Here is a 26,299-nt window from a genome sequence, read left to right as displayed (position 1 = left end):
CGGCGCCCGACGCACCACCCCTGAAAGAACTCCCGGCGGCGGTCTCACGGCCCTTGGCCGCCGCCGGGCTCCCGCTCCGCGCCGTGCCCCCCTGTCCGGGGCGCGGCGCGGTCGCGTTTCCCGGGGCCGGACGCCCTTGCTCCCGGGGCCGGACGCCCTGCGGGAAGACCGGGTCAAGGGAAGAGCGCGTCCCGGGCGACGCCCGGCCCCGCTCACGGGAAGAGCGCGTCCTGGGCGTCGTCGCGGGCCCGCAGCAGCGCGCCGCGCAGCACGGCCGCGTCGCCCAGGGTGGTGGCGCGGACCTCGGTGCGCAGCGGGGAGAGCGCCGCCAGCTCGGCCTCGACGCGGGCGGCGAGCTCCGGGCCGCCCTGGTGGCCGGTCTCGCCGGCGAGGACCACGCAGCCCGGGTCCAGGACGGCGGCGACGGCCGCCGCGCCGACCGCGAGCCGGCGGGCGAGGGCGTCGAGGAAGGGGCCGTGTCCGGAGGCGAGGGCGCCTGCCGGGTCGAGGCCGTGTACGGCGGCGAGGGCCTCGACGGCGGCGAGGCAGGCCAGCTCGTGGAAGCCGCCCTCGCAGCCGGTGGCCGAGGGCAGTCCGGAGGTGCCGGGCACGGGCAGGAAGCCGATCTCTCCGGCGCCGCCGGAGGCCCCCCGGCGCAGCCGCCCGCCGAGGACGACGGCGGCGCCCACGCCCTGGCCGAGCCAGAGCAGGACGAAGTCCTCGCGGCCCCGGGCCGCGCCCTCGCGCAGCTCGGCGACGGCCGCGAGGTTGGTCTCGTTCTCCAGCAGCACGTGGGCCGGGAGCCGTTCCTGGAGGACGCTCGCGAGCCGGCGGTGCCAGGCGGGCAGGCCGGTGGAGTCGCGGAGCTCGCCGGTGGCCGGGTCGATGAGGCCGGGGGCGCCGACCGCCACGGAGTGCAGCCGCTCGACGCCCGCGTCGGCGGCGGTGCGCTCCAGGAGGGCGACGGCCGCGTCCACGGCGGGGCCGGTGCCGGTGTCCCCGTCGACGGGGAGGGAGGCCCGGGCCAGCGGGGTGCCGAGCAGGTCGGTGACGGCGACCGTGACGGAGCGGGTGCGGACGTCGAGCGCGGCGAGGTGGGCGCGGTCGGCGACGAGTCCGTACAGCTTGGCGTTGGGTCCGCGGCGCTCGGCGCCGGCCTCGCCGACGACGTGCACGAGCCCGGAGCCGCTGAGCCGCTCGACGAGGTCGGCGACGGTGGGCCGGGAGAGCCCGGTGAGGGTCTTGAGCTGGGCTGCCGTCAACGGGCCCCGGTCCAGGAGCAGACGCAGGGCGAGCCGGTCGTTGAGGGCCCGGGCGGTGCTCGGGGATGCGGCCATGCGGTGATCCTCTCAGACGTCTCCCCGCCGTCTTCTCTCCGGACCACTATTTATCAGGCAGGGTTCCTGATAGTTTACGGGCCGTCATTCCGATGCAGAACACAGTCTCAGAATCCCGGGGAGGACCCATGGCGGCGGAGACCGTCCTCAGCTCCGAACGGCTCCGGCGGGCCCGCTTCGCCGTCGCCGCCGTCTTCTGCGTCCACGGCGCCGTGACCGGCAGCTTCGCCACCCGGATCCCCTGGATCCAGGAGCACGCGGGCGTGAGCGCGGGCCAGCTGGGCCTCGCCCTCGCCTTCCCCGCCCTCGGCGCCTCGCTCGCGATGCCGCTGGCCGGCCGGATCAGCCACCGCTTCGGCGCCCGCACCGCGCTGCGCGGCCTGCTCGCGCTGTGGACGCTCTCGCTCACCCTGCCCTCGCTCGCGCCGAACATCTGGGGCCTGTGCGCGGCGCTCTTCGTGTACGGCGCCACGGCCGGCATGTCCGACGTGGCGATGAACGCGCTCGGCGTCGAGACCGAGAACCGGCTCGGCCGCTCGATCATGTCGAGCCTGCACGGCATGTGGAGCGTGGGCGCCCTGATCGGCTCGGCGGCCGGCACCGTCGCCGCCCACCTCGGCGGGGACGCCCGGATCCACCACCTGGTCGCCGCGCTCGTCCTCACCGTCCTCGGCCTCGCCTGCTGCCAGGGCGTGCTGGACCCGGCCCCCGCCGAGGAGGAGGAAGCCCCGCCGCGCTTCGCGCTGCCGCCGAAGTCCGCCCTGGTCATCGGCGCGATCGGGTTCTGCGCGGTCTTCGCCGAGGGCGCCAGCCTCGACTGGTCGGCCGTCTACCTGCGCGACGAACTGGGCGGTTCGGCCGGTCTCGCCGCCGCCTCCACCACCGCCTTCGCGCTCACCATGGCCGTGGCCCGGCTGATCGGCGACCGGGTCGTGGACCGCTTCGGCGCGGTCCGCACGGTACGGGTCGGGGGCGCGGCCGCCACCCTCGGCGGGGTGCTGGTCGTCCTCGCCCCGCACGCCGCCGTGGCGATGGCCGGATTCGGGCTGATCGGCCTCGGGGTGGCGGTCGTCGTCCCGCTGGCCTTCGCCGCCGCCGCGCGCAGCGGCCCGAACCCGAGCCAGGCCATCGCGGGCGTCGCCACCATCACGTACACCTCCGGTCTGATCGCGCCCTCCGCGATCGGCGGCATCGCCGACGCGACCTCGCTGGTCTTCTCCTTCGGCCTGGTCACCGTGCTCGCCTTCGGCCTGATCCTGGGAGCGGGCGTGCTGCGGACCGCGCCGCGCGCGGCGACGGCCCCCGCCGGAACGGACGCGGCGAAGAGCCCGGGCCCGGTCGGCTGACCCCTTCGCGCGGGGGCCTTCCGCCCCCCTCCCCCGGCCGGTTCCGGCGCATACCATATGGCTGATCTTTTGCGGCCGCTTCCTGGCCGCCGGAACCGGAGAACGGGAGCGACCTCATGAACCTCGGCGTGCGCTGGACCCTGCACGGGGACGGGAGAACGCCCGCCCCCGGGGCCGTCGTCCGCCCCGACGAGCGGCTCTCCTGGCCCCGTACGGCCGGACTCGGCGCACAGCACGTGGTGGCCATGTTCGGGGCGAGCTTCGTCGCCCCGGTGCTGATGGGGCTCGACCCCAACCTCGCGATCATGATGTCGGGCGTCGCCACGGTCATCTTCCTGCTCGCGACCCGCGGCACGGTCCCCTCGTACCTCGGCTGCTCGCTCTCCTTCGTCGGCGTGGCCGCCGCGATCCGGGCCTCCGGCGGCAGCAGCGCCACCGTCACCGGCGCCGTCCTCGTCGTCGGCGCGGTGCTCTTCCTCGCCGGACTCGCGGTGCGGAGGTTCGGCGCGCGGATCATCCACGCGGCGATGCCGCCCGTGGTGACCGGCGCCGTCGTCATGCTGATCGGCTTCAACCTGGCGCCGGTGACGGCCTCCACGTACTGGCCGCAGGACCAGTGGACGGCCCTCCTGGTGATGCTCTTCACCGGTCTGGCCGTGGTCTGCCTGCGCGGCTTCTGGTCCCGGATCGCGATCTTCCTCGGCCTGGTCTTCGGCTACGCGATCTCCTGGGTCTTCGACCTGGTCTTCGGCAAGATCCACTCGATGGCGCCGAGCGGCCAGGTCGCCGACCACTGGCGGCTCGACCTCTCCGGCGTGGGCAAGGCCGACTGGATCGGCCTGCCCTCCTTCCACGGCCCGAGCTTCGAGTGGTCCGCGATCCTCGTCGCGCTCCCCGTCGTCATCGCGCTGATCGCCGAGAACGCCGGCCACGTCAAGGCGGTCGGCGAGATGACCGGCGACAACCTCGACGACAAGCTCGGCACCGCGATCGCCGCCGACGGCGCCGCGTCCATGCTCTCCACCGCCCTGGGCGGCCCGCCGAACACCACGTACTCCGAGAACATCGGCGTCATGGCCGCCACCCGCGTCTACTCCACGGCCGCCTACTGGGCCGCCGCCGGCTTCGCGCTGCTCTTCGGCCTCTGCCCCAAGTTCGGCGCGGTCGTCGCCGCCATCCCCGGCGGCGTCCTCGGCGGCATCACCGTCATCCTCTACGGCATGATCGGCCTGCTCGGCGCCCAGATCTGGATCAACGCCAAGGTCGACCTGCGCAACCCGCTCAACCTGGTCCCGGCCGCCGCCGGCATCATCATCGGCGTCGGCGGCGTGAAGCTGACCTTCACCGACACCTTCGAGCTCGGCGGCATCGCGCTCGGCACCATCGTCGTCATCACCGGCTACCACGTGCTGCGCGCCTTCGCCCCGGCGCACCTGAAGGCCGCCCCCACGGAGCAGGAGCCGCTGCTGGACTCCGGCACCAGCTCGTACGAGAAGGAGTAGGACGGGAAGGAACCGCAGGGGGAAGGAGCCCTACGAGAACGGCTCCGGCGACACGGCGAAGAACCGAGGTATTCGCCCGTTCCGGCGAAGCCGGGCCCGGGGAGCTCCCTCCCGGGCCCGGCGGCTGGAAGTCTGCCCCCATGGCGCAGACCCAGTGGACGGACGATCGGATCGGGCAGTTCGTGGCGGTCGACCCCGTGGTGGACCGGATGCGGTCGCTGCGGGCGGCCTGGCACCCGGCCGACGGGGTCGCCGTCTTCAACCGGGTGTACCTCACGGTCACCGAGGAGATCGGTCACGCCCTCGCGGCGGGCGCCTTCGGGGACCGGCGGGCGGCGGCCACCCTGGACGTGCGCTTCGCGGAGCGGTACCTCGCCGCCGTCGACGCCCACGGAGCGGGCCGCCCGGGTCCCGCCTGCTGGCGGCCCCTCTTCCACTACCGCCGCCACCCCGGCGTCACCCCGCTCCAGTTCGCGCTCGCCGGGATCAACGCGCACATCGGGCACGACCTGGCGCTCGCCGTGGTCGACACCTGCCGCACCCTGGAGTGCGCGCCCGCCGACCTGGAGGACGAGTTCGACCGGGTCGGCGACGTCCTCGTCCTCCTGGAGGAGCGGATCCGCGAGGAACTGCTGCCGGGCCCGGACCTCCTGGAGATCGCGGACCCGCTGACGCACCTGCTCGGCTGCTGGAGCCTGGACCGGGCCCGCGACGGGGCCTGGCTGGCCGCCCGCTCGCTGTGGCAGCTGCGGGCGCTGCCCGGACTCGCGGGCGAGTTCACCGAGCGGCTCGACCGCTCGGTGGGCCTGGTGGGACGGATGCTGCTGACCCCGCTCGCCCGCCCGTAGGGCCGCCCGCCGGGGCGTCAGCGCAGCAGGAACTCCTCGGCCGCGCGGGCCCCGCCCTCGCTGCGGCTCTGGGTGGAGTGGTCCGCCCCGGGGAGGACGACGAGTTCGGCCCGCGGGGTCGCGGCGGCGAGGTCGCGTGCCCAGCGCAGCGGCGTCGACAGGTCCCGGTCGCCGGGGCCGATCGGGTGGGCGACCCGCAGTTCGTCGCCGGGCCGGGTGAGGTGGCCGCCGCCGGGGCCGACGAAGAACTCCTCGCCCGCGATCCGGCGGAGGCGGCCCCCGGCCCGGGTGAGGACCACGGTGCGTCCGTCGGCGGCCCCGGGGCCGGCGAAGCCCGTGCGGTCCTCGGGGGCAGAGGATGTCCCGGACCGTGATCCCGGTGGTGCTGATCGGCCCGCGCAGCACGCCCCGCCGTTCCCGCCCCGCCTCGTCGCACCGCGGCCGCCCGGTGCGCCGCACGCCCGTGTGAACCGCCCCCCGCCGGGGTCGGATCCCCCGCCGGAGGGCGGCTCACGCGCGGAAGGGCTCAGTCCTCCGGCAGCTCGACCGGGGCGATCTCGTCGTAGACGTCGCCCGGGCCCGGGTTGGTGCCGTCGGTCGCGCCGCCGAAGTGGTGCATGACGCCCCACACCGCGTTGAGCGCCGTCTGCACCGCGCCCTCGGCCCAGCCGGCCGTCCACGAGATGTCGTCGCCGGCGAGGAAGATGCCGCGCTTGTCCTCGGGCAGGCGGTCCTGCATGAAGTGGGTGAACAGGCGCCGCTGGTAGCGGTAGTGGCCCGGCAGGTTGGCCTTGAAGGCACCCATGAAGTAGGGCTCGTTCTCCCAGGAGACCGTCACCGGGTTGCCGATGATGTGCTTCCGGATGTCGACCTTCGGGTAGATCTCGCCGAGCGACTTCAGCATGACCTCCATCCGCTCGTTCGCGGAGAGCGGCAGCCACTTCAGGCTGTCGTCGCACCACGTGTACGAGAGGCAGATGACGGCCGGCTTGTCCGGGCCGTCGTCCAGGAGGTACGTGCCGCGGGTCATCCGGTCGGTCAGCGTCATCGACATGACGTCACGCCCGGTCTCCTCGTCCTTGTCCAGCCAGAACGGCCGGTCGACGGGGACGAAGAGCTTGGACGACTCCATGTAGTGGGTGCGCTCGATCGCCGTCCAGTGGTCGATCGGGAAGAGCGAGTCGTCGCAGGCGATCTTGGACAGCAGCATCCAGGACTGGGCGGTGAAGATCGCCGCCTGGTAGGTGCGGATGTCGCCGGAGGCGTCGGTGACGGTGATCCGGTTGCCCGCCGTGCGGTTCAGCCGGGTCACGGCCGGCTTGGGCTGCCCGCCCTCGTGCAGCGAGGCCAGCGAGGTGCCCTGCGCCCAGTGGACGATCTTCTCGGGCTCCCGCTCCCACAGGCGCAGCGGCAGCTGCTGCGAGCCGCCGACGATGCCGCGGTGGTGATCGTCGGCCTCGGTGTAGACGACCCGGAGGATCTCCAGGATGGAGTTGGGGAAGTCGGTGTCCCAGCCGCCGGTGCCGAAGCCGACCTGGCCGAAGATCTCGCGGTGCCGGAAGGACTTGAAGGCCTCGGACTCGCAGAGGAAGCCGTAGAAGGTCTGGTTGTCGAGCTTCTCGACGAGCTTCGCCCAGATCTCGCGGATGCGCGGGACGTCGCGCTCGCGCATGGCGCGGTTCATGTCGGAGAAGTCGGCGCCCTCGTCCAGGCACTTGTTCCACGCGGCGGCGACGTCGCGGTAGACCTGCGGCAGGTCGTCGACGGTCTCGGCGTAGTGCGACTCGCCCTTGAGGTCGACGACGGTCGAGGGGGTGGCCTCGGCCAGCGGGTTCGGGAACGGCGTGGTCTCCAGGCCGACCAGGTCGATGTAGTGCTGGAGGGCGGTGGAGGAGGGCGGGAAGCGCATCGCGCCCATCTCCGCCGTCAGCCCCTCGGTCTCCGGGCCCTCGAAGCCCACCGTGCGCAGCCGGCCGCCTATCTGGTCGGCCTCGTAGACGACGGGCTTGAGGCCCATCTTCATCAGCTCGTACGCGGCGATGATGCCGGACAGGCCGCCGCCGACGACCGCGACCTCGGCGCCGTGCTCGGTGGCGGGGATCTGGCCGAGGCCGGCCGGGTGCGCCAGGAAGTCGTCGTAGGCGTACGGGAAGTCCGGGCCGAACATGGTGATCGGCGGCTGCTGCTCGTCGGCGTGCTCGACGGCGTTGGGCACGGTGGACGTCATGGGGTACGGACTCCTTGCACGGGGGTGGGGCGGGAAGTTGAGGGGGCGGGGCGGGGCTCAGACGAGAGAGCCGTACAGGCCCGGCCTGCGGTCGCGGAGGTACGGGTTCTCCGCGCGGGAGGCCGCCAGGGCGCCGGGGTCGACGTCGCCGAGGACCAGGTCCTCGCCCCGGCCAGCGCGGGCCCGGGCGGTGCCGTCGGGGCCGGCGAGCACGGAGAGGCCGACGAACTCGAAGTCGCCCTCGGCGCCGGCGCGGTTGGCGTACGCGATGTACATCTGGCTCTCGAAGGCGCGCACCGGGACCACGGACAGCGGCACGATCTCGGCGGGGTGCATGAGGGCGGTCGGCACGAGGAGGAGGTCCGTGCCGGCCAGCGCCTGCGCGCGGACGTTCTCGGGGAACTCGACGTCGTAGCAGATCATCAGCCCGACGGTGAGGCCGCCGAGGCGGGCCTGGACGAGGGGCTCGTCGCCGGGGGTGAACCACTTCAGCTCGAAGTCGCCGAAGAGGTGCGTCTTGCGGTAGTGCGCGAGCGGGGCGCCGTCGGCGCCGAGGAGCTGGGCGGCGTTGTAGAGCACGCCGTGCCGCTCGGTGTCCCGCTCCGGGTAGCCGTAGGCGATCGCCAGGCCGTGGCGGGCGGCGATCTCCCCGACCGCGCGGGCGGAGGGGCCGTCGGCGGGCTCGGCCAGGCGCGCGAGGTCGGCGCCGATGGCGTACCCGGTGAGGAAGAGCTCGGGGGCGAGCAGCACGTCCGCCCCGGCGGCCGCCGCGCGGGCCGCGGCCTCATCGAGGATCCGCAGGTTGGCGGGCACGTCGCCGAGCCGTCCGGAGCTCTGGAGCAGGGCGGTGCGCACCGTGGGCATGCTGGTCCTCGTGGGGGCGGAGGGGAGGGAGGGGTGTCTGCGGGAGACGTCCAAAACGGTACGGTTCCGGGCTCGGTCCGGACAAGACGGGACCGTTGCGGACCGACCGTCGAACCGTTGCGCGATGTGCGACCTGAGCGGCGATTCGTTGCGCGCGGGTGGGACCGGAGGCGTACGCGCTCCGCGACCCGCGGCGTACCGCCGGATCGTCCGCCGGCGCGACGACCCGCCGGAGCCCGGGCGGAAGAGTGGGACGCGTCCGATCGACCTGCCGGAAGGACCGCCATGAACCGTCGTACGAAGATCGCCGCCGTCGCCGTCGCCCTGCTGCTCACCGCGGGGGCGGCGGGGGCCGCGACCGCCTCCGCCCCCGGGGAGGACCGGGGCGGCGCGCCGCGCGAGGCGGCGGCGCTGACCGGGGCGGCGTGGCTGGACCGCGACCCGGCCACCCGGCAGTCGGTGCACTTCTCCTTCGACGCGCACCTGGCCTGGGCGGACCGCCGGGATCCGCTCGCCGCGACCGGGACCTTCCGGTACGCCCACACCGTGGGGGACGAGACCTACACCGCCGTGGTGGAGGTCGACTGCCTCGCCACCGGCGGCCCGTCGGCCACCGTCACCGGGATCGTCACGGAGACGAACCTGCCGGGGCTGGAGAGGAAGCGGGTGGGGGTGTCGGTGTTCGACGACGGGAAGCGCGACCGGCTGGGCTACAGCTGGTTGGCCTCCTCGCCGCTGGAGGACGAGGTGCCGCCGTGCAACGCGGCCGCCCCGTTCGAGCGGACCCGGCGGGGCGGCGGGGACTTCCGGGTGCTGCCGTGGGTCTACGAGGACGCGGCCCGGTAGCGCGTCAGGCGGGCGAGCCCGAGGAGAAGCGCCGCAGCAGCGGGGAGAGCACCAGGACGGACTTGGTGCGCTCCACGAAGGGCTCGCCCGCGATCCGCTCCAGGACGCGCTCGAAGTGGCGCATGTCGGAGGCGAAGACCTGGACGACGGCGTCCGCGTCACCGGTGACGGTCGACGCGGACACCACCTCGGGGTACCGCTCCAGGCCCCGCCGGATGTCGTCCGGCGAGGTGTTGTGGCGGCAGAAGATCTCGACGAAGCCCTCCGTCTCCCAGCCGAGGGCCGCCGGGTCCACCCGGACGGTGAAGCCGGTGATGGCGCCCTCGGCCCGGAGCCGGTCCACGCGCCGCTTCACGGCGGGGGCGGAGAGACCGACGAGCGTGCCGATGTCGGCGTAGCTGCGGCGGGCGTCCTCCGCGAGGGCGTGGACGATGCGTTCGTCGAGGTCGTTGAGTCGCACTACGGGTGGATCACTTCTGTTCGGATGCCAGTCGGGAGCGGCGCATGCCGTACAGGAAGTAGAACACGAGCCCGGCCGCCATCCAGCAACCGAAGACCACCCAGGTCACGGTGTCCAGGCTGAACATGTTGTAGACGCAGAAGCCGAAGCCGAGCACCGGGAAGACCGGCCCGAGCGCCACCTTGAAGGTGCGGGGCATGTCGGGGCGGGTGCAGCGGAGCACGATGACGGCGATGTTGACCAGCGCGAAGGCGAAGAGGGTGCCGATGCTGGTGGCGTCGACGAGCTTGCCGAGCGGGATGACCGAGGCGAGGGCGGCGCAGAACAGCGAGACGATGACCGTGTTCACGCGCGGGGTGCCGGTCTTGCCGCTGACCTTGGAGAAGACGCGCGGCACCAGGCCGTCGCGGGACATCGCGAAGAGCACGCGGGTCTGGCCGTAGAGCACGGTCAGGACGACGCTGGCGATGGAGATGACGGCGCCGAGGGCGAGCAGGGTGCCCCAGAAGGTCTGGCCGCTGACGTCGTTCATGATCGCCGCCAGGGTGGCCTCGGAGCCCTCGAACTCCTTCCAGTTCCAGGCGCCGACGGCGACGGCCGCGACGAGGACGTACAGCACCGTGACGATCAGCAGGGAGAGCATGATCGCGCGGGGCAGGTCGCGCTTGGGGTCCTTGGCCTCCTCGCCGGCGGTGGAGGCGGCGTCGAAGCCGATGTACGAGAAGAAGAGGCTGGCGCCGGCGGCGCTGACGCCCGCCATGCCGAGCGGCATGAAGTCCGCGTAGTTGCCGGACTTGAAGCCGACGAAGCCGATGGCGCAGAAGAGCACCAGGGCGGCGATCTTCACGAAGACCATGATCGTGTTGACCAGGGCGGACTCGCGGGCGCCGCCGAGCAGGAACACCATCGCGAGGAGCACGACGATCAGACCGGGCAGGTTGATCACGCCGCCCTCGCCGGGGGCCGAGGAGAGCAGCGCGGGGATGGTGACGCCGATCGTGCCGTCGAGCAGCTCGTTGAGGTACTCGCCCCAGCCGACGGCCACGGCGGCGACCGAGACGCCGTACTCCAGGACCAGGCACCAGCCGCAGACCCAGGCGACGAGTTCGCCCATCGTTGCGTACGCGTACGAGTAGGAGGAGCCGGCCACCGGGATGGAGCCGGCCAGCTCGGCGTACGAGAGGGCCGAGAAGAGCGCCGTGAGGCCGGCGATCACGAAGGCCAGGGTGACGGCCGGGCCGGCCTTGGGGACGGCGTCGCCGAGGACGACGAAGATGCCGGTGCCGAGGGTGGCGCCGATGCTGATCATGGTCAGCTGCCACATGGAGAGCGAGCGGCGGAGAGTGCCGCCCTCGCCCTGTCCACCCTCCGCGACCAGGCGTTCCACCGGCTTGCGGCGGGTGAGGGCGGTCAGGACGGTGGTCTTGCGGGCGGTCGTGTCCTCGACCGGTGGGGCTGCGCCGTGGTCCAGCACTGCGGAGGCTCCTTATCGCTGCCTGTCGGTCGGCGGGGCCCGCGGCGGACGTGCGGGCGTGCCGAGGCACGCCCACGGGGGCAGGAAGTCCGCCGAGCAGGCGGTCCCCGCCACTCCTGGTACGAGGGATGAGCCTAAGGCCACGACTTCACAGTTGTAATGCAGTGTTGTTGCGCAGTGGCGGATGATCATTGCGCGCTTCCGGCCCGGACGGGGAAACATTGCGCGCCCCTGCATGAATCGACACATCCGGGTACAGGACGGGTGGGGGGCGCGGGCCTTGACTCCTCGGTCCCCGTGGACCACCCTGCACCCGGCCGACCGGAGGTGGCGCGTGAGCTGGCTGGAGCCCGAACCCTTTCTGCGCGGCACGGCCTGGCGGGACGGCGGCCGGCCGGTCCGGGCCGACCCGGACGACCTGGGGCGCCTGCCCTGGGACGTGGCGGCGCGGGCCGCGCTGCCGATCGGGGTGCGGGTGGAGTTCCGGGCGGAGCCGGGCACCTCGGCGGTGGAGCTGCGCTACCGCGCGGCCGTTCCGGCGGCCGGCGACGCGCTGCGGGAGCTGCGGCACGCGTTCGCGCTGTGGCGGGGCGGCCGGTGCCTCGCGGAGGTCTTCGCGGAGCCGGCCGAGGAGACCACCGTACGACTCCGACTCCCGCCGGACGGCGGCGAGTTCACCGTCCACCTGCCGGAGGCCCAGGCGCCCGTGGTGTGCGGGCTGCGGGGCGTCGGCGGGGCCCTGGCGCCCGCGCCCGCGCGGCCCCGCTGGCTGGTGCACGGCGACTCGATCACCGAGGGCTGGTGGTCCACCCGCCCCGCGCACGCCTGGCCCGCCGTGGCCGGCCGCGCGCTGGACCTGGACCCGGTGAACCTCGGCTACGCGGGCGGGGCGCGCGGCGAGCTCCCCCTCGCCGAGCACCTGGCCCGGCTGCCGGGCGAGCTGGTCACCCTGGCGTTCGGCACCAACTGCTGGGCGTCCGTGCCCGCTTCGGCGCCGTGGCTGTACGAGACCACCCGGGCCTTCGTCGGGCTCGTCCGGCGCGGCCACCCTGCCGTCCCGCTGCTGCTGCTCTCCCCCGTGCTGCGCCCGGCCGCCGAGCACACCCGCAACGCCCTGGGCGCCACCCTCGCGGAGCTGCGCACGGCCATGGAGGAGGCCGTACGGGACCTGGCGGCGGCCGGGGACGCCCGGCTGGTTCTGCTGCCCGGAGGGGAGCTCCTGGGCCCGGAGGACCTGGCGGACGGCCTGCACCCCGACGACCGGGGGCACGCCCGGATCGCCGAGGCGGTGGCGGGGGCGCTGCGGCCCTGGCGCGGGGCGCTCCGGGCGTGACGAGGCCCCCCGGGAGAGGAATCCCGGGGGGCCTCGGCCCGGAGGAGGGCGATCAGCTCCAGCTGGCGTGCAGCGGCTTGCCCTCGGCGTAGCCCGCGGCGGACTGGATGCCGACGACGGCCTTCTCCTCGAACTCGGCCAGGGTGCTCGCGCCCGCGTAGGTGCAGGAGGAGCGGACGCCCGCGATGATCGAGTCGATCAGGTCCTCGACGCCCGGACGCTGCGGGTCGAGGAACATCCGCGAGGTGGAGATGCCCTCCTCGAACAGCGCCTTGCGGGCCCGGTCGTAGGAGGACTCGTCGGAGGTGCGGTTCTTCACGGCGCGGGCGGAGGCCATGCCGAAGGACTCCTTGTACGCGCGGCCCTGGGCGTCCGTCTGGAGGTCGCCCGGGGACTCGTACGTGCCGGCGAACCAGGAGCCGATCATCACGTTGGACGCGCCGGCGGCGAGCGCCATGGCGACGTCGCGCGGGTGCCGGACGCCGCCGTCGGCCCAGACGTGCTTGCCGTACTTCTTCGCCTCGGCGGCGCACTCCAGGACGGCGGAGAACTGCGGCCGGCCGACGCCGGTCATCATGCGGGTGGTGCACATGGCGCCGGGGCCCACGCCGACCTTGATGATGTCGGCGCCGGCCTCGATGAGGTCCTTGACGCCCTCGGCGGCGACGATGTTGCCCGCGACGATCGGGACCCGCGGGTCGAGCGCCCGGACGGTCCTGATCGCGGAGATCATCGACTCCTGGTGGCCGTGGGCGGTGTCGATGACGAGCGTGTCGACGCCCGCGTCGAGCAGCTGCTTGGCCTTGCCCGCCACATCGCCGTTGATGCCGACGGCGGCGGCGATCCGCAGCCGGCCGGACTCGTCGACGGCCGGGGTGTACAGGGTGGCGCGCAGGGCGCCCTTGCGGGTGAGGATGCCGGCCAGCTTGCCGTCGGCGTCCACGGCGGGGGCGTAGCGGCGGTTGGCGCCGTCGAGGACGTTGAATGCCTCGCGGGGGTCGATGTCCGCGTCGAGCAGCAGGAGGTCCTTGGACATGACCTCGGAGAGCTGGGTGAAGCGGTCGACGCCGGTGAGGTCGGCGTCGGTGACGACGCCGACGGGGCGGCGGTGCTCGTCGACGACGACGCCGGCCTCGTGCGCCCGCTTGGGGAGGAGGGCGAGGGCGTCGGCGACCGTCTGGTGCGGCTCCAGCACGATCGGGGTGTCGAGGACCAGGTGGCGGCCCTTCACCCAGGAGATGACCTCGGTGACGACCTCGATCGGGATGTCCTGGGGGATGACGACGAGGCCGCCCCGGCGGGCGACCGTCTCGGCCATGCGGCGGCCGGCGATCGCGGTCATGTTGGCGACGACCAGCGGGATCGTCGTGCCGGTGCCGTCCGGCGCGGAGAGGTCCACGGCCTGGCGGGAGCCGACGGCCGATCGGCTCGGCACCATGAACACATCGTCGTACGTGAGGTCGTACGGCGGCTTGACGTCATTGAGGAAACGCACGTGCTGACATCCCAGTCGTTCGGATCGGCCCCTAGGCATTTCAGCCAGGGGAAAAAGCACGTAGTTCATTCTCCCACGCCGGGCGCGCCGGACGCCCCGGGCGGATCGTCCGAGCCTGGCGCGGGAGCGTTCGTACGATCCTCCCAACCGCCGAGCGCGAGGAGGACCGCGAGCCCGTTCCGGCTGGCCCGGGACGCCGCGGAGAAGACCTCCTGCGCGGTGCCCCAGTCGTCCGGAGCGGCCTCGGCATAAGCGTGCCAGCCGGTCACCACGATCGCCATGGGCGCGCGCAGATCCGCGAGGCAGTCGGCGAGGGCGTCCCAGTTCCGCCCGAACCAGACGGGGAGCGGCAGGGCCCGCACGCAGCGGTTCATGAAGGCGGTCTTGTCGGTGACCCCGTGCAGGTCGAGGACGACGGCGTCATCGAGCCTCATCGGCGACCACCTCCCGGAAGCTCTCGTAGTGGTCGTCGGTGTAGTACCGCTCCCCCTCCCCGCCGGTGACGATCCGGCGGGCCCCCCGGTCGCGCTCGCCGGGGGTGCGGACGGTGTACTCGTGGTAGTAGCCGCGCTTCCTCGGCGGCAGGATCCGCTCGAAGTTCGAGAAGACGGTGCCGTCCTTGGCGTACGGGAAGGGCCCGCCGGCCCGGATGCGGGCGAGGGTCGTCCGGGCCTCGGGCGGCAGCTCCGCCTCCCGGACGACGGGGAGCGAGGAGGCCCGCGGGGCGGTGGCGGAGGCGGTACGGGACGGGGCCGCGGTGGCGGTCGGCGTGGCCGTGCCCGCGGAGCAGCCGGTGAGGAGCAGGGACAGTCCGGCCAGGACGGCGAGCCCCAGCCGGAGGCAGCGAGCGGTCATGCCCCGATGCTGTCACCGGCCGTCCGGGTCCGCCCGGGGACGCGCCCGGACGGCCGGAGGGCACCGGCCGCGGGTGCGGCCGGTGCCCTCCGGGTGGTCGTGCGGTCAGCGGCCGCCGGCGGTGGTGTCCGGGTCGGCGCGCTCCAGGGCCGGGCGCGGGCCCGGGCTGGACGCGGTGAGCAGGTAGTCGGCCGCCGAGCGGTCGGTGACCAGGCTGGTGACGAGGCCGGAGCGGAGCACCGCGCCGATCGCCGCCGCCTTGCGCTGGCCGCCCGCGATGGCGACGACCTCGGGGATCCGGCGCAGCCGGTCCGCCTCGACGGTGATGCACCGCTCGCCCAGGTCGCGGCCGACCCGGCGGCCCTCGGCGTCGAACAGGTGCGCGGACATCTCGGCGGCCACGCCCAGGGAGGCGTAGTGGGCGCGCTCCTCCTCGGACAGCATGTCGTGGACGGTGGAGATGCCCGGCTCCCAGGAGCCGATGGAGACGCAGGCGACGGTGACCTTGTCGAAGTACTCGAAGGCCCGCGCGATGCCGGTCTGGCTGCGCAGCGCCGCGGCGGTGGCCGGGTCGGGCAGCAGCATGGGCGCGTAGATGGGGTGGGCCTCGCCGCCGGAGACCTGGGCGGCGCGCCGGACCGCCTCGACCGAGCCGCGCTCGGCGGTCCCGGCGTCGTACACGCCGGTGAGCTGGACGACCGTGCACGGCGGCAGCCGGTCGAGGGCGGCCGCCATGTGGATGGTGGAGCGGCCCCAGGCCAGGCCGAGGACGTCGCCCTCGTTGACCAGCTCGCCGAGCAGGTCGGCCGCGACCTCGCCGAGGTTCTCCGGATCGGGCGACTCGTCGTCCTCCGCCGGGGACTCGACCACGACGGCGTGGCGGAGCCCGTAGCGGGCGCGCAGCGCGTCGGAGCGTTCGGCGTCCAGCTCGGCCGGTACCCGGATCTCGATGCGCACGAGATCCCGTTCCAGAGCGGTCTCCAGGACCCGGGCCACCTTGAAGCGGCTGACGCCGAACTCCTCGGCGATCTGGATCTTGGACTTCCCCTCCAGGTAGAAGCGGCGGGCCATCGCCGCCGCCTGCACCAGCTCCGCGGGGCCCATCCGCAGGGCTGACCGTCCCGCCGACATTCCCGCCACCGCGCTCTCCTCACTGCTGTTCACGCACCGCTGTCCACGGCCCGTGTGCGTTCACACTCCGGACCCGTTGTTCATCCTGTCAGAAACAACGAGCCTTGATCAGTCCTGTCGGCGGCCCGTCGGACCGCGTTCACCGGCCGGAGGCTCAGTGGCCACATGCCCAGGCGGCCCCGGCCGTCGCCGCGTCGGCCCTGGCCCGCAGCGCGGCCACCGCGGCGGCCGGATCGGCCGCCCCGTAGACCGCGGAGCCGGCCACGAAGACGTCGGCGCCGGCCTCGGCGCAGCGCTCGATGGTGGCCTCGGAGACGCCGCCGTCGACCTGGAGCCACAGGTCCAGGCCGTGCTTGGAGATCAGCTCACGGGTGCGGCGGATCTTGGGCAGCATGATGTCGAGGAAGGCCTGGCCGCCGAAGCCGGGCTCCACGGTCATGATGAGCAGCATGTCGAGCTCGGGGAGCAGGTCCTCGAAGGGCTCGACGGGGGTGGCCGGCTTGAGCGCCATGGAGGCCCGCGCGCCCTTGGCGCGGATCTCCCGGGCGAGCCGGACCGGCGCCGCGGCCGCCTCGACGTGGAAGGTGACCGAGCCCGCCCCGGCCTCCACGTACTGCGGGGCCCAGCGGTCCGGGTCCTCGATCATCAGGTGGCAGTCGAGGGGGGTGTCGGTCGCCCGGCTGAGCGACTCGACGATCGGCACGCCCAGCGTCAGGTTGGGCACGAAGTGGTTGTCCATGACGTCGACGTGCAGCCAGTCGGCGCCGCCGACGGCCTCGGCCTCGTCCGCGAGGCGGGCGAAGTCCGCTGAGAGGATGCTGGGATTGATCTGCGCCATGTGCCAAGCCTGCCACGTTCTTGGGGACTTCTTTGCCGCGAACCGGCCCGGGATCGTCCCGGTGCCGGACGTACTGGTACAGACCAGCGGAAAGCGTCAGGCCGTCCGGCGGACGAGCGCCAGGTACATGGCGTCCGTACCGTGCAGATGCGGCCACAGCTGGACGTCCGGACCGTCCCCGAGGTGGTCGACGCCGGGGAAGAACGGCCGGGCGTCGACCAGCTCCGCGCCGCCCAGCCGCTTCAGGACGTCGTCCACGACGACCCGGGTCTCGGCGAGGTGCGGCGAGCAGGTCGCGTAACCGACGATCCCGCCGACCCGGACCGCCTTCAGCGCCTCGGTGAGCAGGCCGCGCTGGAGCGGGCCGAAGCCGTCGAGGTCCTCGGGCCGGCGGCGCCAGCGGGCCTCCGGGCGGCGGCGCAGGGCGCCGAGGCCGGAGCAGGGCACGTCGACCAGGACCCGGTCGAAGGAGCCCTCGCGCCACGGCGGACGGGTGCCGTCGGCGGCGATGACCTGGTACGGGCCGGGGTTGCCGGCCAGCGCGCGCTCGACGAGCCGGGCGCGGTGCGGCTGCTTCTCCGAGGCGAGCAGGGCGGCGCCGCGCTCGGCGGCCAGCGCGCCCAGCAGGGCGGCCTTGCCGCCGGGACCGGCGCAGCCGTCGAGCCAGCGGGTGTCGGGGCCCTCCAGCGGCGCGTTCGCCAGGGCGATCGCGACCAGCTGGCTGCCCTCGTCCTGGACGCCGGCCCGCCCGTCCCGCACCGCCTCGATCGCGCCGGGCTCGCCGCCCTCGCTGAGCCGCAGGGCGTACGGGGACCAGCGCCCCGGCTCGGTCTCCGCGGCGTCCGCCAGCTCCGCCACCGTGGCCCGGCCGGGCCGGGCGACGAGGGTGACCTCGGGCCGCTCGTTGTCGGCCGCCAGGAGCGCCTCGATGCCGGCCCGGCCGCCGCCCAGCGCGTCCCAGAGCGCGGAGACCACCCAGCGGGGGTGGGAGTGCATGACGGCGAGGTGGTCCTCGGCGTCCTTCTCGTACGGCGGGGCGACCTCGGCCAGCCAGGCGTCGAGGTCCTGCCGCGTGATCTTCCGCAGCACGGCGTTGACGAACTTGGCGCGGCCCTCGCCCAGCACCGCGCGGGCCAGCTCGACGGTGGCGGAGACCGCGGCGTGCGGCGGGATCCGGGTCCCCAGCAGCTGGTGCGCGCCGAGCGACAGCACGTCGAGCACCGGCGGGTCGACCTCGCGCAGCGGCCGGTCGACGCAGGCCGCGATGATCGCGTCGTACGTCCCCTGGCGCCGCAGCGTCCCGTACACCAGCTCCGTCGCGAGCGCCGCGTCCCGCGCCTCGAAGCCCTCCTTCTCCCGCGCCTTGCGCAGCAGCGGCGGCAGCACCAGGTTGGCGTACGCGTCCCGCTCGTCGACGGCCCGCAGCACCTCGAAGGCGAGCATCCGCACGGGATCCTTCTTGGGCCGGCGGTGGGGCTTGGGGGGACGGCGACGTGCCTGCTCGCTCAAAGGTGCTCCGCGTGACGAAATGAGGGGTCGAACCTCCCCAGCCTACGTCGGCGGCGGAGCACCCCGCGCCCGCGGGCCGCCGGTCACGCCCCCAGCCGCTCCCCCGCCGCGATGCGGACGCCGCGCGCCCAGTCGGCGGCCTTCATGGGCTTCTTGCCCTGGGGCTGGACCCACAGGAGCTCGACGGCGTGGGAGCCGGTGCCCGCGAAGACGTTGTTCTTGCCGACCGCCAGCTCGCCCGGGGCGAGGTCGGTGCGGTCCGGGACCGGGGCGAGCTGGACGAGCTTGAGGCGCTCGCCGCGGAAGAGGGTCCAGGCGCCGGGGGCCGGGGTGCAGCCGCGGACCACGCGGTCCACGCGCAGGGCGGGCGCGGCGAAGTCGACGTGGGCGTCCTCGACCTCGATCTTCGGGGCCAGGCTGACGCCCTCGGCGGGCTGCGGGACGGCCTTGAGCGAGCCGTCCTCGATGCCGTCCATGGTCGCCACGAGCAGCCCCGCGCCCGCGAAGGCGAGCCGGGTGAGCAGGTCGCCGCTGGTGTCGGTGGGACGGACCTCCTCGGTGACCACGCCGTAGACCGGACCGGAGTCCAGTCCCTTCTCGATCTGGAAGGTGGAGGCGCCGGTCACCTCGTCGCCCGCCATCACCGCGTGCTGCACCGGCGCCGCGCCGCGCCACGCGGGAAGGAGCGAGAAGTGCAGGTTGACCCAGCCGCGGGCCGGGACGTCGAGGGCCTTCTGCGGCAGCAGCGCCCCGTAGGCGACGACGGGGCAGCAGTCCGGGGCGATCTCGCGCAGCCGGGCGAGGAAGTCCTCGTCGCGCGGGTGGACGGGCCGCAGGATCTCGATGCCCTCCTCCTCGGCCCGCTGGGCCACCGGGCTGGCGACCAGCCGCCGGCCGCGGCCCGCGGGCGCGTCCGGCCGGGTGACCACGGCTGCCACCTCGTGACGGCCGGAGGCGAGCAGGGCGTCCAGCGCGGGGACGGCGACCTCGGGGGTGCCTGCGAAGACCAGCTTCATGAAGGGAGACTGCCTGTCTGTACGGGGGCGTTGCGGGCGACGCACCAGTCTAGGCCGGAGTGGCGGAGGGGGCGTGCGCGACGGCGAGCGCCCCGCGCATATGCGTGTACGCCCCCGCAGCGTGACCCAACTCCCGGTGGCGCGTTGGTCAAGAGAGATTGACCGAATCGGGCCGCCGCCCCCCAGCGGCCCGTCCTTAACATTGCCGGTTCGAGAGGCTCTTTTATGGCCGACCACGCAACCCACGACGCCCAGGCCCGGGCAAGTCTGCACCTGCTCGTGCGGGACATCGAGCGGGTCCGACGGCAGGTGGACGCACTGCGCACGCTCACGGCCCAGCTGGGCAATGTCTACCGCCCCCGCCGCTCCGGCCCGTCCACGGGCTTCGTCGTCTACGGCCGCGCGCCCGCCCCCACCGTACGGCTCGCCCAGGAGCTCCGCGACAGCGTCGAGACCCTGGTGACCGCGGCCGTCGAGTTCGACCGCTCCCTCGGGTTCTCCTGGGACGCGGTGGGCTCCGCGCTCGGCGTCACCAAGCAGGCCGTCCACCGCCGTTACGGTGCCCGCCGGGCGCCCCAGCCGTCCCCGGTGGAGCCGGAGCGCACCGCCGAGCCGGCCGTGGCACCCCGCCCGGTGCCCTCCGTGCCGGCCGCCCGCTCGATGCCGCCGCAGCCCACCTCGGGCAGCGCCACCCTCCGCGAGGAGCCCCGCCCGCCCGCCTTCCCCGTCCCGCGCAACGGCTGACGGGGCGACTCCGACGACCGGCCGCCACCCCCTGACCGCAGGGGGCGGCGGCCGTCGTCACGCGCGGAGCCCACAGGCGCCGGCATCGGCATCGGCGCCGACATCGGCCGAGGCACCGACTCCGGCTCCGGCGCCTCAGCCGATGTCCGGCGGATCCACCCGGATCCGGACGGGCTCCCCCGCACCCCGGGCCTGGCGGCTCGCGCGGGCGTGCTTGAGGGCCTGCGCGAGGGCCGCACCGCTGCCCGGCGGGACCCGCACCAGGGCCCGCTCCCACTGCTCGCCGGGCGGCGGGTCGCCGGGTCTGCGGGCGGCCCCGGGCCGGACGACCGGCAGCGGCACCGGCCCCAGGACCTCCGCGTCCATGGGCAGCGCGGCCCCCGCGAGGAAGGTCTCCACCGCCTCCGGCGCACCGCTCACCGCGGCCATCCGGGAGACCGGCGGGAAGCCCAGCTCGGCGCGCTCGGCCAGCTCCCGCTGGGCGTGGCCCACCGGGTCCCAGCGGACCAGCGCCTGCACCGGCCGGAGCGTCGGCTCGGCGACCACCACCACCGTGCCGCCCTCGGCCTGGCCGCGGACCAGCGAGGCCGCGTCGATCCAGCGGCGCAGCGCCTCCTCCCCTGCCCGCAGGTCGGGGCGGCCGAGCAGGGCCCAGCCGTCGAGCAGCAGGGCCGCCGCGTAGCCGCCGTCGGCGACCGGCTCGGCGCCCGGCGTCGAGACGACGAGCGCGGGACGGTCCGGCACCCGGTCCAGGACGTGGTCGCGGCCGGAGGTCCGCACCGGCACGGCGGGGAAGGCCCGGCCCAGCTCCTCCGCGGTGCGCCGGGCACCGACGACCTGGGCGCGCAGCCGGGTGGAGCCGCACGCCTCGCAGTGCCAGCCGGGGGCCTCGCGCCCGCACCAGCCGCAGTGCAGCTCGCGCTGGTCGGGGGCCTCCAGCGGCCCGGCGCAGTGCCGGCAGCGGGCGGGCGTCCGGCAGCGCTCGCACGCCAGCCTCGGCACGTACCCCCGGCGGGGCACCTGGACGAGGACGGGGCCGGTCCGCAGCCCGTCGCGCAGGGTCTCCCAGGCGAGCGAGGGCAGCCGGGCGGCCCGGGCGGCCCCGTCCCGGGCCAGCTGGTCGTCGCCGACGGTACGCACGAGGGGCGCCGCCCGGCGGACCTGCTCACGGCCCGCGGCGAGCGGCCGGGCCCAGCCGGACTCGACGAGCTGGGCGGCCTCCACCGTGCAGGCGGTGGAGCCGAGGAGGAAGGCGCACCGGTCGTGGGCGGCGCGCAGCAGCAGCACCTCGCGCGCGTGCGGCTGGGGGGCGTGCGGGTCGCTGTGGCTGCCGTCGCCGTCGTCCCAGAGGACGGCGAGACCCAGGTCCCGCACCGGGGCGAACATGGCGGCGCGGGTGCCGACGACGGCCCGCACGGAGCCCCGCCGGACGGCGAGCCACTGCTCGTAGCGCTTCTCCGGTCCCGCCTCGGCGGTCAGCACCGCGTGCCGTCCCTCCCCGAGGAGGGCGGTCAGCGCCGCGTCGACCCGTCCGACGGCCCGCCCGTCGGGCACGACGACGAGGGCCCCGCGCCCCGAGGAGAGCGTGGCGGCGACCGTCCGGGCGATCTCCTCCGCCCAGTGCGGCCCCGGCAGCGCCGTCCAGACCGCCCGGGGCGCCCCGCCGCGCGCCAGCGACTCCAGGAACGCCGGCCCCTGCTCGTACCGCTCCCAGGTGCCCGGGACGGGCGGCGCGGGGGGCGGCAGCGGCGCGGGCGAGGGGCGGCGCTCGGCGGCGGCGCTGCGCGGCGGCACGGCGAGCTGGAGGACGTCGGCGAGGCTCCCCGCGTACCGGTCGGCGACGGCCCGGGCGAGCGCGAGCAGTTCGGGCCCGAGCACGGGCTCGGGCGACACGACGTCGGCGAGCGCGGCCAGCGGCCCCGAGTAGTCGGAGGAGGCCCGCCGTTCGACGAGGAACCCGTCGATGAGCCGCCCGCCCTCCCGCCGCCCGCCGCGCACCTGCCCGGCCCCGGCACCGAAGCGCACCCGCACCCGCACCCCGGGCCGGGCCACGGCGTCGAGTTCCTCGGGCACGGCGTAGTCGAAGAACTGGTCGAGGTGGAGCACGCCCTTGTTCACCACCACCCGGGCGACCGGCAGCTCCTTGGCGAGCGCGGCGCCCCGCCAGGTCCGCGGCTTGGCCTTCGGCACCTTCGCCTTGCGTACCGTCTCCCGGATGAGCGCGAGCTGCTCGGGCTCCTCGCCGCTCTCCCCGTTCCCCTTTTCGCTGCTCACAGCCCCATACCTACCAGACCGCTCGGACAGCGGGCGCACGCCGGAGCCCGGCACCCCGTGGTGGGGTGCCGGGCTCCGGTGGTGGTGCGGGGCGCCTTAGAGGCCGGCGGCCTTCTTCAGGGCGTCGACGCGGTCGGTGCGCTCCCAGGTGAAGTCCGGCAGCTCGCGGCCGAAGTGGCCGTAGGCGGCGGTCTGGGAGTAGATCGGGCGGAGCAGGTCGAGGTCGCGGATGATCGCGGCCGGGCGGAGGTCGAAGACCTCGCCGATGGCGTTCTCGATCTTCTCGGTCTCGATGGTGTTCGTGCCGAAGGTCTCCACGAAGAGACCGACGGGCTCGGCCTTGCCGATGGCGTAGGCGACCTGGACCTCGCAGCGGGAGGCGAGGCCCGCGGCGACGACGTTCTTCGCGACCCAGCGCATGGCGTAGGCGGCAGAGCGGTCGACCTTCGACGGGTCCTTGCCGGAGAAGGCGCCGCCGCCGTGGCGGGCCATGCCGCCGTACGTGTCGATGATGATCTTGCGGCCGGTGAGGCCGGCGTCGCCCATCGGGCCGCCGATCTCGAAGCGGCCGGTCGGGTTCACCAGGAGGCGGTAGCCCTCGGTGTCGAGCTTGATGCCGTCCTCGACGAGCTGGGCCAGGACGTGCTCGACGACGAACTCGCGGATGTCGGGCGCGAGCAGCGACTCCAGGTCGATGTCCGAGGCGTGCTGCGAGGAGACGACGACGGTGTCGAGGCGGACGGCCTTGTCGCCGTCGTACTCGATGGTGACCTGGGTCTTGCCGTCGGGACGCAGGTACGGGATGGTCCCGTTCTTGCGGACCTCGGTGAGGCGGCGGGAGAGGCGGTGCGCGATGTGGATCGGCAGCGGCATCAGCTCGGGGGTCTCGTCCGAGGCGTAGCCGAACATCAGGCCCTGGTCGCCGGCGCCCTGCTTGTCCAGCTCGTCCTCGTCGCCCTCGACGCGCTTCTCGTACGCGGTGTCCACGCCCTGCGCGATGTCCGGGGACTGCGACCCGATGGACACCGACACGCCGCAGGAGGCGCCGTCGAAGCCCTTCTTCGAGGAGTCGTACCCGATCTCGAGGATCTTGTTGCGGACGAGGGTGGGGATGTCCGCCCACGCCTTGGTGGTCACCTCGCCGGCGACGTGCACGAGGCCGGTGGTGATCAGCGTCTCGACGGCGACGCGGGAGGTGGGGTCCTCCCGGAGCAGCGCGTCGAGGATGGTGTCGCTGATCTGGTCAGCGATCTTGTCGGGGTGTCCCTCGGTGACGGACTCCGAGGTGAACAGACGACGGGACACAACGCTCCCTGGGGTTGCAGCGGCTGCTGGCTATCTCTTCGCGGACCGGCAGGGGGCTGCGCCCCGCGACGTTCCACGGACAGTCTATCGGGCCAGGTCGGACCTTGGACCAGGTGTCTCGCCTGACGAATGCCCTCGGGCGTGTCGAACCGGCCACACCGCGGCCGGAACGGCCCCTTCCGGCGGAGTGACGGATCACCGCCGCACCGGCGTTTCGTACGTTCCGGGCGGCCGTCCGGCCGCCCGGAGGGCGCGTCAGGCGGGCAGCGGGCGCAGGCGCGGCAGGACGAGGTCCCAGACGGTCTCGGCGAGGGCCTCCTTCGGACCGTACGGGACCGGGGTCTCGGCGCCGTCGGCGGCGAGGACCACGGCCTCGTTCTCCTCCGAGCCGAAGGTCCTGTGCTCGCCGACCTCGTTGACGACGAGGAGGTCGCAGCCCTTGCGGGCGAGCTTGGCGCGGCCGTTGGGCAGCACGTCGTCGGTCTCGGCGGCGAAGCCGACGACGACCTGGCCGGGCAGGGCGCGGTCGGCGGAGAGCTCGGCGAGGACGTCGGGGTTGCGGACCAGTTCGATCGTCGGGGCGCCCCCGTCGTCCGTCTTCTTGATCTTGCCGGTGGCGTAGACGGCGGGCCGGAAGTCGGCGACGGCGGCGGCCATGACGACCGCGTCGGCGTCGGCGGCGGCCTTGAGGACGGCCTCGCGGAGCTGGACGGCGGTGCCGATGTGGACGACGTCGACGCCGGCCGGGTCGGGCAGGCCGGTGTTGGCCTCGACGAGGGTGACCCGGGCGCCGCGGGCGGCCGCGGCCCTGGCGAGGGCGTAGCCCTGCTTGCCGCTGGAGCGGTTGCCCAGGTAGCGGACCGGGTCGAGGGGCTCGCGGGTGCCGCCGGCGCTGATCACGACGTGCCGTCCGGCGAGGTCGGGGGCGGTGACGCCGCGGGCGAGGACCCTCCGGCAGACCTCGAAGATCTCGCCGGGGTCGGGGAGCCGGCCCTTGCCGGTGTCGACGCCGGTGAGGCGGCCCACGGCGGGCTCGACGACGACGGCGCCGCGGCGGCGCAGGGTGGCCACGTTCTCCTGGGTGGCCGGGTGCTCCCACATCTCGGTGTGCATGGCGGGGGCAAAGACGACCGGACAGCGCGCGGTGAGCAGCGTGTTGGTGAGGAGGTCGTCGGCGAGGCCGTGGGCGGCCTTGGCCAGCATGTCGGCGGTGGCGGGGGCGACGACGACGAGGTCGGCGCCCTGGCCGATGCGGACGTGCGGCACCTCGTGGACGGAGTCCCAGACCTCGGTGGAGACGGGGTTGCCGGACAGCGCGGACCAGGTGGCGGCGCCGACGAAGTGGAGCGCGGAGTCGGTGGGGACGACCCGGACGTCGTGGCCCGACTCGGTGAGCCGGCGCAGCAGCTCGCACGCCTTGTAGGCGGCGATGCCGCCGCTCACGCCCAGGACGACCTTCGGCTTGGTCACGGCTGCCTCTCCCCACGCGGGTGCGCGCTCTCGGATGACGTACGACTCCATGAGACACCACAGGCCCGGCGGACGGACCGCCGGGCCTGTGGTGACGAACGCAACGCTCTTACTGAACGGGGCCCTCGACGGCCTCGGAGGTCAGCAGACCCGCGTTGATCTCGCGCAGGGCGATCGAGAGCGGCTTCTCGTGGACGTGGGTGTCAACGAGGGGACCCACGTACTCCAGCAGGCCCTCACCGAGCTGCGAGTAGTACGCGTTGATCTGACGCGCGCGCTTGGCCGCGTAGATCACGAGGCTGTACTTCGAGTCAGTGGCCTCGAGCAGCTCGTCGATCGGCGGGTTGATGATGCCCTCGGGCGCGGTGATGGAAGAGGACACGCTCTACCTTCCGAAGATGGATAAAAGATCAGACTACGTGCATCAACGTTAGCAGCTCGCGCGCGACGTCCTCGACGGAGGTGTTGACGAGCGTGGTGTCGAACTCCGACTCGGCGGCGAGCTCGACCTTGGCGGCCTCCAGGCGGCGCTCGATGACCTCGGGCGACTCGGTGCCGCGGCCGGTGAGCCGGCGGACCAGCTCCTCCCAGCTCGGCGGGGCCAGGAAGACCAGGCGGGAGTCGGGCATGGACTCCTTGACCTGGCGGGCGCCCTGGAGCTCGATCTCCAGGAGCACGGGCTCGCCGGCGTCCAGGCGCTCGACGACCGCGCCGCGGGGGGTGCCGTAGCGGTTGCCCGCGAACTCGGCCCATTCGAGGAGCTCGCCGTTGGCGATCAGCTTGTCGAACTCCTCGTCCGTGACGAAGAAGTACTGGACGCCGTGCTTCTCGCCGGGGCGGGGCTTTCGTGTCGTGGCCGACACCGAGAGCCAGACCTCGGGGTGGACCTTGCGCATATGAGCGACGACCGTGCTCTTGCCGACCCCTGAGGGGCCGGAGAGCACGGTCAGCCGCGGACGTGCCTCTGCTGCCATGCAGCGATTATTCCAGTACCGCCGGGGTGCCCGGGACGTGTGCCCCCGATCGGGCACCGGCCGGACGGCGGGTCAGGCGGCGGAGCCGCCGAACTCGCGCTCCAGGGAGGCGATCTGGTTGGAGCCGAGACCTCGGACACGCCGGCTCTCGGAGATGCCGAGCCGCTCCATGATCTGCTTGGCGCGGACCTTGCCGACGCCGGGGAGGGACTCGAGCAGGGCGGAGACCTTCATCTTGCCGATGACGTCGTTCTCCTGGCCCTGCTTGATGACCTCGTGCAGGGAGGCGCCGGAGTGCTTGAGTCGATTCTTGACCTCGGCCCGCTCCCGGCGAGCCGCGGCGGCCTTTTCGAGCGCGGCTGCGCGCTGTTCAGGGGTAAGGGGCGGAAGAGCCACGCCTACGTCACCTCGGATGTCGATCTGTCGGATACGGACCGGTGAGGACCTGGTA

25 protein-coding genes are annotated in these 26,299 nt (G+C 74.1%); 6 read left to right on the top strand and 19 right to left on the bottom strand.

All coding sequences use genetic code 11. The features are described from left to right. Nucleotides 1-212: 212 nt before the first annotated feature. A complete protein-coding gene (locus IE326_RS32245; protein WP_190044018.1) occupies nt 213-1,337 on the bottom strand; it encodes an ROK family protein in 1,125 nt (374 codons plus the stop codon). Nucleotides 1,338-1,465: 128 nt separating this feature from the next. Between IE326_RS32245 and IE326_RS32240 the strand changes: the two genes are divergently transcribed. The 3 genes from IE326_RS32240 to IE326_RS32230 all read left to right on the top strand — a co-directional run bounded on the left by IE326_RS32240 (nt 1,466) and on the right by IE326_RS32230 (nt 5,033). After that, nucleotides 1,466-2,683 carry an MFS transporter gene (locus tag IE326_RS32240; RefSeq protein ID WP_150227225.1) on the top strand — a complete coding sequence of 406 codons (1,218 nt, stop codon included), beginning with the start codon at nt 1,466-1,468 and terminating at the stop codon, nt 2,681-2,683. Nucleotides 2,684-2,799: 116 nt separating this feature from the next. Beyond that, a complete protein-coding gene (locus IE326_RS32235; protein WP_150227226.1) occupies nt 2,800-4,185 on the top strand; it encodes a uracil-xanthine permease family protein in 1,386 nt (461 codons plus the stop codon). A 140-nt stretch (nt 4,186-4,325) separates the two neighbouring features. Beyond that, entirely contained in the window at nt 4,326-5,033 is a 708-nt protein-coding gene (locus tag IE326_RS32230) for a DUF5995 family protein (RefSeq protein ID WP_190044017.1), read from the top strand. A gap of 17 nt (nt 5,034-5,050) precedes the next feature. Here IE326_RS32230 and IE326_RS32225 read toward each other — a convergent pair whose 3' ends face one another. The 3 genes from IE326_RS32225 to IE326_RS32215 form a co-directional block, all read right to left on the bottom strand. Continuing rightward, nucleotides 5,051-5,332 (bottom strand): alpha/beta fold hydrolase, encoded by a 282-nt coding sequence (locus IE326_RS32225; RefSeq protein ID WP_150227228.1) that lies wholly within the window; start codon nt 5,330-5,332, stop codon nt 5,051-5,053. Nucleotides 5,333-5,559: 227 nt separating this feature from the next. Continuing rightward, nucleotides 5,560-7,260, bottom strand: coding sequence for a flavin monoamine oxidase family protein (locus IE326_RS32220; RefSeq protein WP_150227229.1), 1,701 nt, complete (start codon nt 7,258-7,260; stop codon nt 5,560-5,562). A 57-nt stretch (nt 7,261-7,317) separates the two neighbouring features. Then, on the bottom strand, nt 7,318-8,124 hold the full coding sequence (locus IE326_RS32215; protein ID WP_150227230.1) for a carbon-nitrogen hydrolase family protein: 807 nt from the start codon (nt 8,122-8,124) through the stop codon (nt 7,318-7,320). 285 nt (nt 8,125-8,409) lie between these two features. Here IE326_RS32215 and IE326_RS32210 point away from each other — a divergent pair, with 285 nt between their 5' ends. Continuing rightward, entirely contained in the window at nt 8,410-8,970 is a 561-nt protein-coding gene (locus tag IE326_RS32210) for a Repetin (RefSeq protein WP_190044016.1), read from the top strand. Between the two features lie 4 nt (nt 8,971-8,974). On the opposite strand, the gene IE326_RS32205 is transcribed toward IE326_RS32210, so the two are convergent. Further along, on the bottom strand, nt 8,975-9,430 hold the full coding sequence (locus IE326_RS32205) for an Lrp/AsnC family transcriptional regulator (protein WP_030745576.1): 456 nt from the start codon (nt 9,428-9,430) through the stop codon (nt 8,975-8,977). A 10-nt stretch (nt 9,431-9,440) separates the two neighbouring features. Continuing rightward, nucleotides 9,441-10,904 carry an amino acid permease gene (locus tag IE326_RS32200; protein ID WP_150227232.1) on the bottom strand — a complete coding sequence of 488 codons (1,464 nt, stop codon included), beginning with the start codon at nt 10,902-10,904 and terminating at the stop codon, nt 9,441-9,443. A gap of 334 nt (nt 10,905-11,238) precedes the next feature. Here IE326_RS32200 and IE326_RS32195 point away from each other — a divergent pair, with 334 nt between their 5' ends. Next, entirely contained in the window at nt 11,239-12,237 is a 999-nt protein-coding gene (locus IE326_RS32195) for a GDSL-type esterase/lipase family protein (RefSeq protein ID WP_229915747.1), read from the top strand. Nucleotides 12,238-12,289: 52 nt separating this feature from the next. Here the strand turns inward: IE326_RS32195 and IE326_RS32190 are convergent, their stop codons facing one another. The 7 genes from IE326_RS32190 to fmt form a co-directional block, all read right to left on the bottom strand. Continuing rightward, nucleotides 12,290-13,732, bottom strand: coding sequence for a GuaB1 family IMP dehydrogenase-related protein (locus tag IE326_RS32190; RefSeq protein ID WP_190044014.1), 1,443 nt, complete (start codon nt 13,730-13,732; stop codon nt 12,290-12,292). A 65-nt stretch (nt 13,733-13,797) separates the two neighbouring features. Beyond that, a complete protein-coding gene (locus IE326_RS32185; protein WP_150227235.1) occupies nt 13,798-14,166 on the bottom strand; it encodes a barstar family protein in 369 nt (122 codons plus the stop codon). Then, a complete protein-coding gene (locus tag IE326_RS32180; RefSeq protein WP_150227236.1) occupies nt 14,153-14,587 on the bottom strand; it encodes a guanyl-specific ribonuclease in 435 nt (144 codons plus the stop codon). The genes IE326_RS32185 and IE326_RS32180 overlap by 14 nt, the downstream gene beginning before the upstream one ends. A gap of 105 nt (nt 14,588-14,692) precedes the next feature. After that, nucleotides 14,693-15,751, bottom strand: coding sequence for a sugar-binding transcriptional regulator (locus IE326_RS32175; protein WP_150227237.1), 1,059 nt, complete (start codon nt 15,749-15,751; stop codon nt 14,693-14,695). A gap of 121 nt (nt 15,752-15,872) precedes the next feature. After that, nucleotides 15,873-16,556, bottom strand: a complete 684-nt coding sequence (gene rpe / locus IE326_RS32170) for a ribulose-phosphate 3-epimerase (RefSeq protein WP_150227238.1) — start codon at nt 16,554-16,556, stop codon at nt 15,873-15,875. A gap of 96 nt (nt 16,557-16,652) precedes the next feature. Then, on the bottom strand, nt 16,653-18,065 hold the full coding sequence (locus IE326_RS32165) for an RsmB/NOP family class I SAM-dependent RNA methyltransferase (RefSeq protein WP_150227239.1): 1,413 nt from the start codon (nt 18,063-18,065) through the stop codon (nt 16,653-16,655). A gap of 83 nt (nt 18,066-18,148) precedes the next feature. After that, the gene (gene fmt, locus IE326_RS32160; RefSeq protein WP_150227240.1) at nt 18,149-19,081 is read right to left on the bottom strand and encodes a methionyl-tRNA formyltransferase; all 933 of its coding nucleotides are present in this window, start codon (nt 19,079-19,081) and stop codon (nt 18,149-18,151) included. A gap of 225 nt (nt 19,082-19,306) precedes the next feature. Here fmt and IE326_RS32155 point away from each other — a divergent pair, with 225 nt between their 5' ends. Next, complete coding sequence (locus IE326_RS32155) at nt 19,307-19,825, top strand: hypothetical protein (RefSeq protein ID WP_150227241.1); 519 nt, start codon at nt 19,307-19,309, stop codon at nt 19,823-19,825. 135 nt (nt 19,826-19,960) lie between these two features. On the opposite strand, the gene IE326_RS32150 is transcribed toward IE326_RS32155, so the two are convergent. From IE326_RS32150 to IE326_RS32125, 6 genes are all read right to left on the bottom strand, one after another. Then, complete coding sequence (locus IE326_RS32150; RefSeq protein ID WP_190044013.1) at nt 19,961-22,099, bottom strand: primosomal protein N'; 2,139 nt, start codon at nt 22,097-22,099, stop codon at nt 19,961-19,963. Nucleotides 22,100-22,195: 96 nt separating this feature from the next. Next, on the bottom strand, nt 22,196-23,404 hold the full coding sequence (metK, locus tag IE326_RS32145) for a methionine adenosyltransferase (protein ID WP_150227243.1): 1,209 nt from the start codon (nt 23,402-23,404) through the stop codon (nt 22,196-22,198). Between the two features lie 255 nt (nt 23,405-23,659). Further along, nucleotides 23,660-24,925 (bottom strand): bifunctional phosphopantothenoylcysteine decarboxylase/phosphopantothenate--cysteine ligase CoaBC, encoded by a 1,266-nt coding sequence (gene coaBC / locus IE326_RS32140; protein ID WP_190044012.1) that lies wholly within the window; start codon nt 24,923-24,925, stop codon nt 23,660-23,662. 58 nt (nt 24,926-24,983) lie between these two features. Further along, nucleotides 24,984-25,256, bottom strand: coding sequence for a DNA-directed RNA polymerase subunit omega (gene rpoZ / locus IE326_RS32135; protein ID WP_030493615.1), 273 nt, complete (start codon nt 25,254-25,256; stop codon nt 24,984-24,986). Nucleotides 25,257-25,284: 28 nt separating this feature from the next. After that, complete coding sequence (gene gmk / locus IE326_RS32130) at nt 25,285-25,848, bottom strand: guanylate kinase (protein ID WP_150227245.1); 564 nt, start codon at nt 25,846-25,848, stop codon at nt 25,285-25,287. A 72-nt stretch (nt 25,849-25,920) separates the two neighbouring features. Next, nucleotides 25,921-26,244: an integration host factor gene (locus IE326_RS32125; protein WP_014157387.1), complete on the bottom strand. Its 324-nt coding sequence runs from the start codon at nt 26,242-26,244 to the stop codon at nt 25,921-25,923. Nucleotides 26,245-26,299 lie beyond the last annotated feature (55 nt).

The sequence above is a fragment of the Streptomyces filamentosus genome (assembly GCF_014654895.1).
Taxonomy (GTDB): domain Bacteria; phylum Actinomycetota; class Actinomycetes; order Streptomycetales; family Streptomycetaceae; genus Streptomyces; species Streptomyces filamentosus.
Note: the sequence above shows the minus strand (reverse complement) of the source record. Positions and strands in the feature narration are given on the sequence as shown.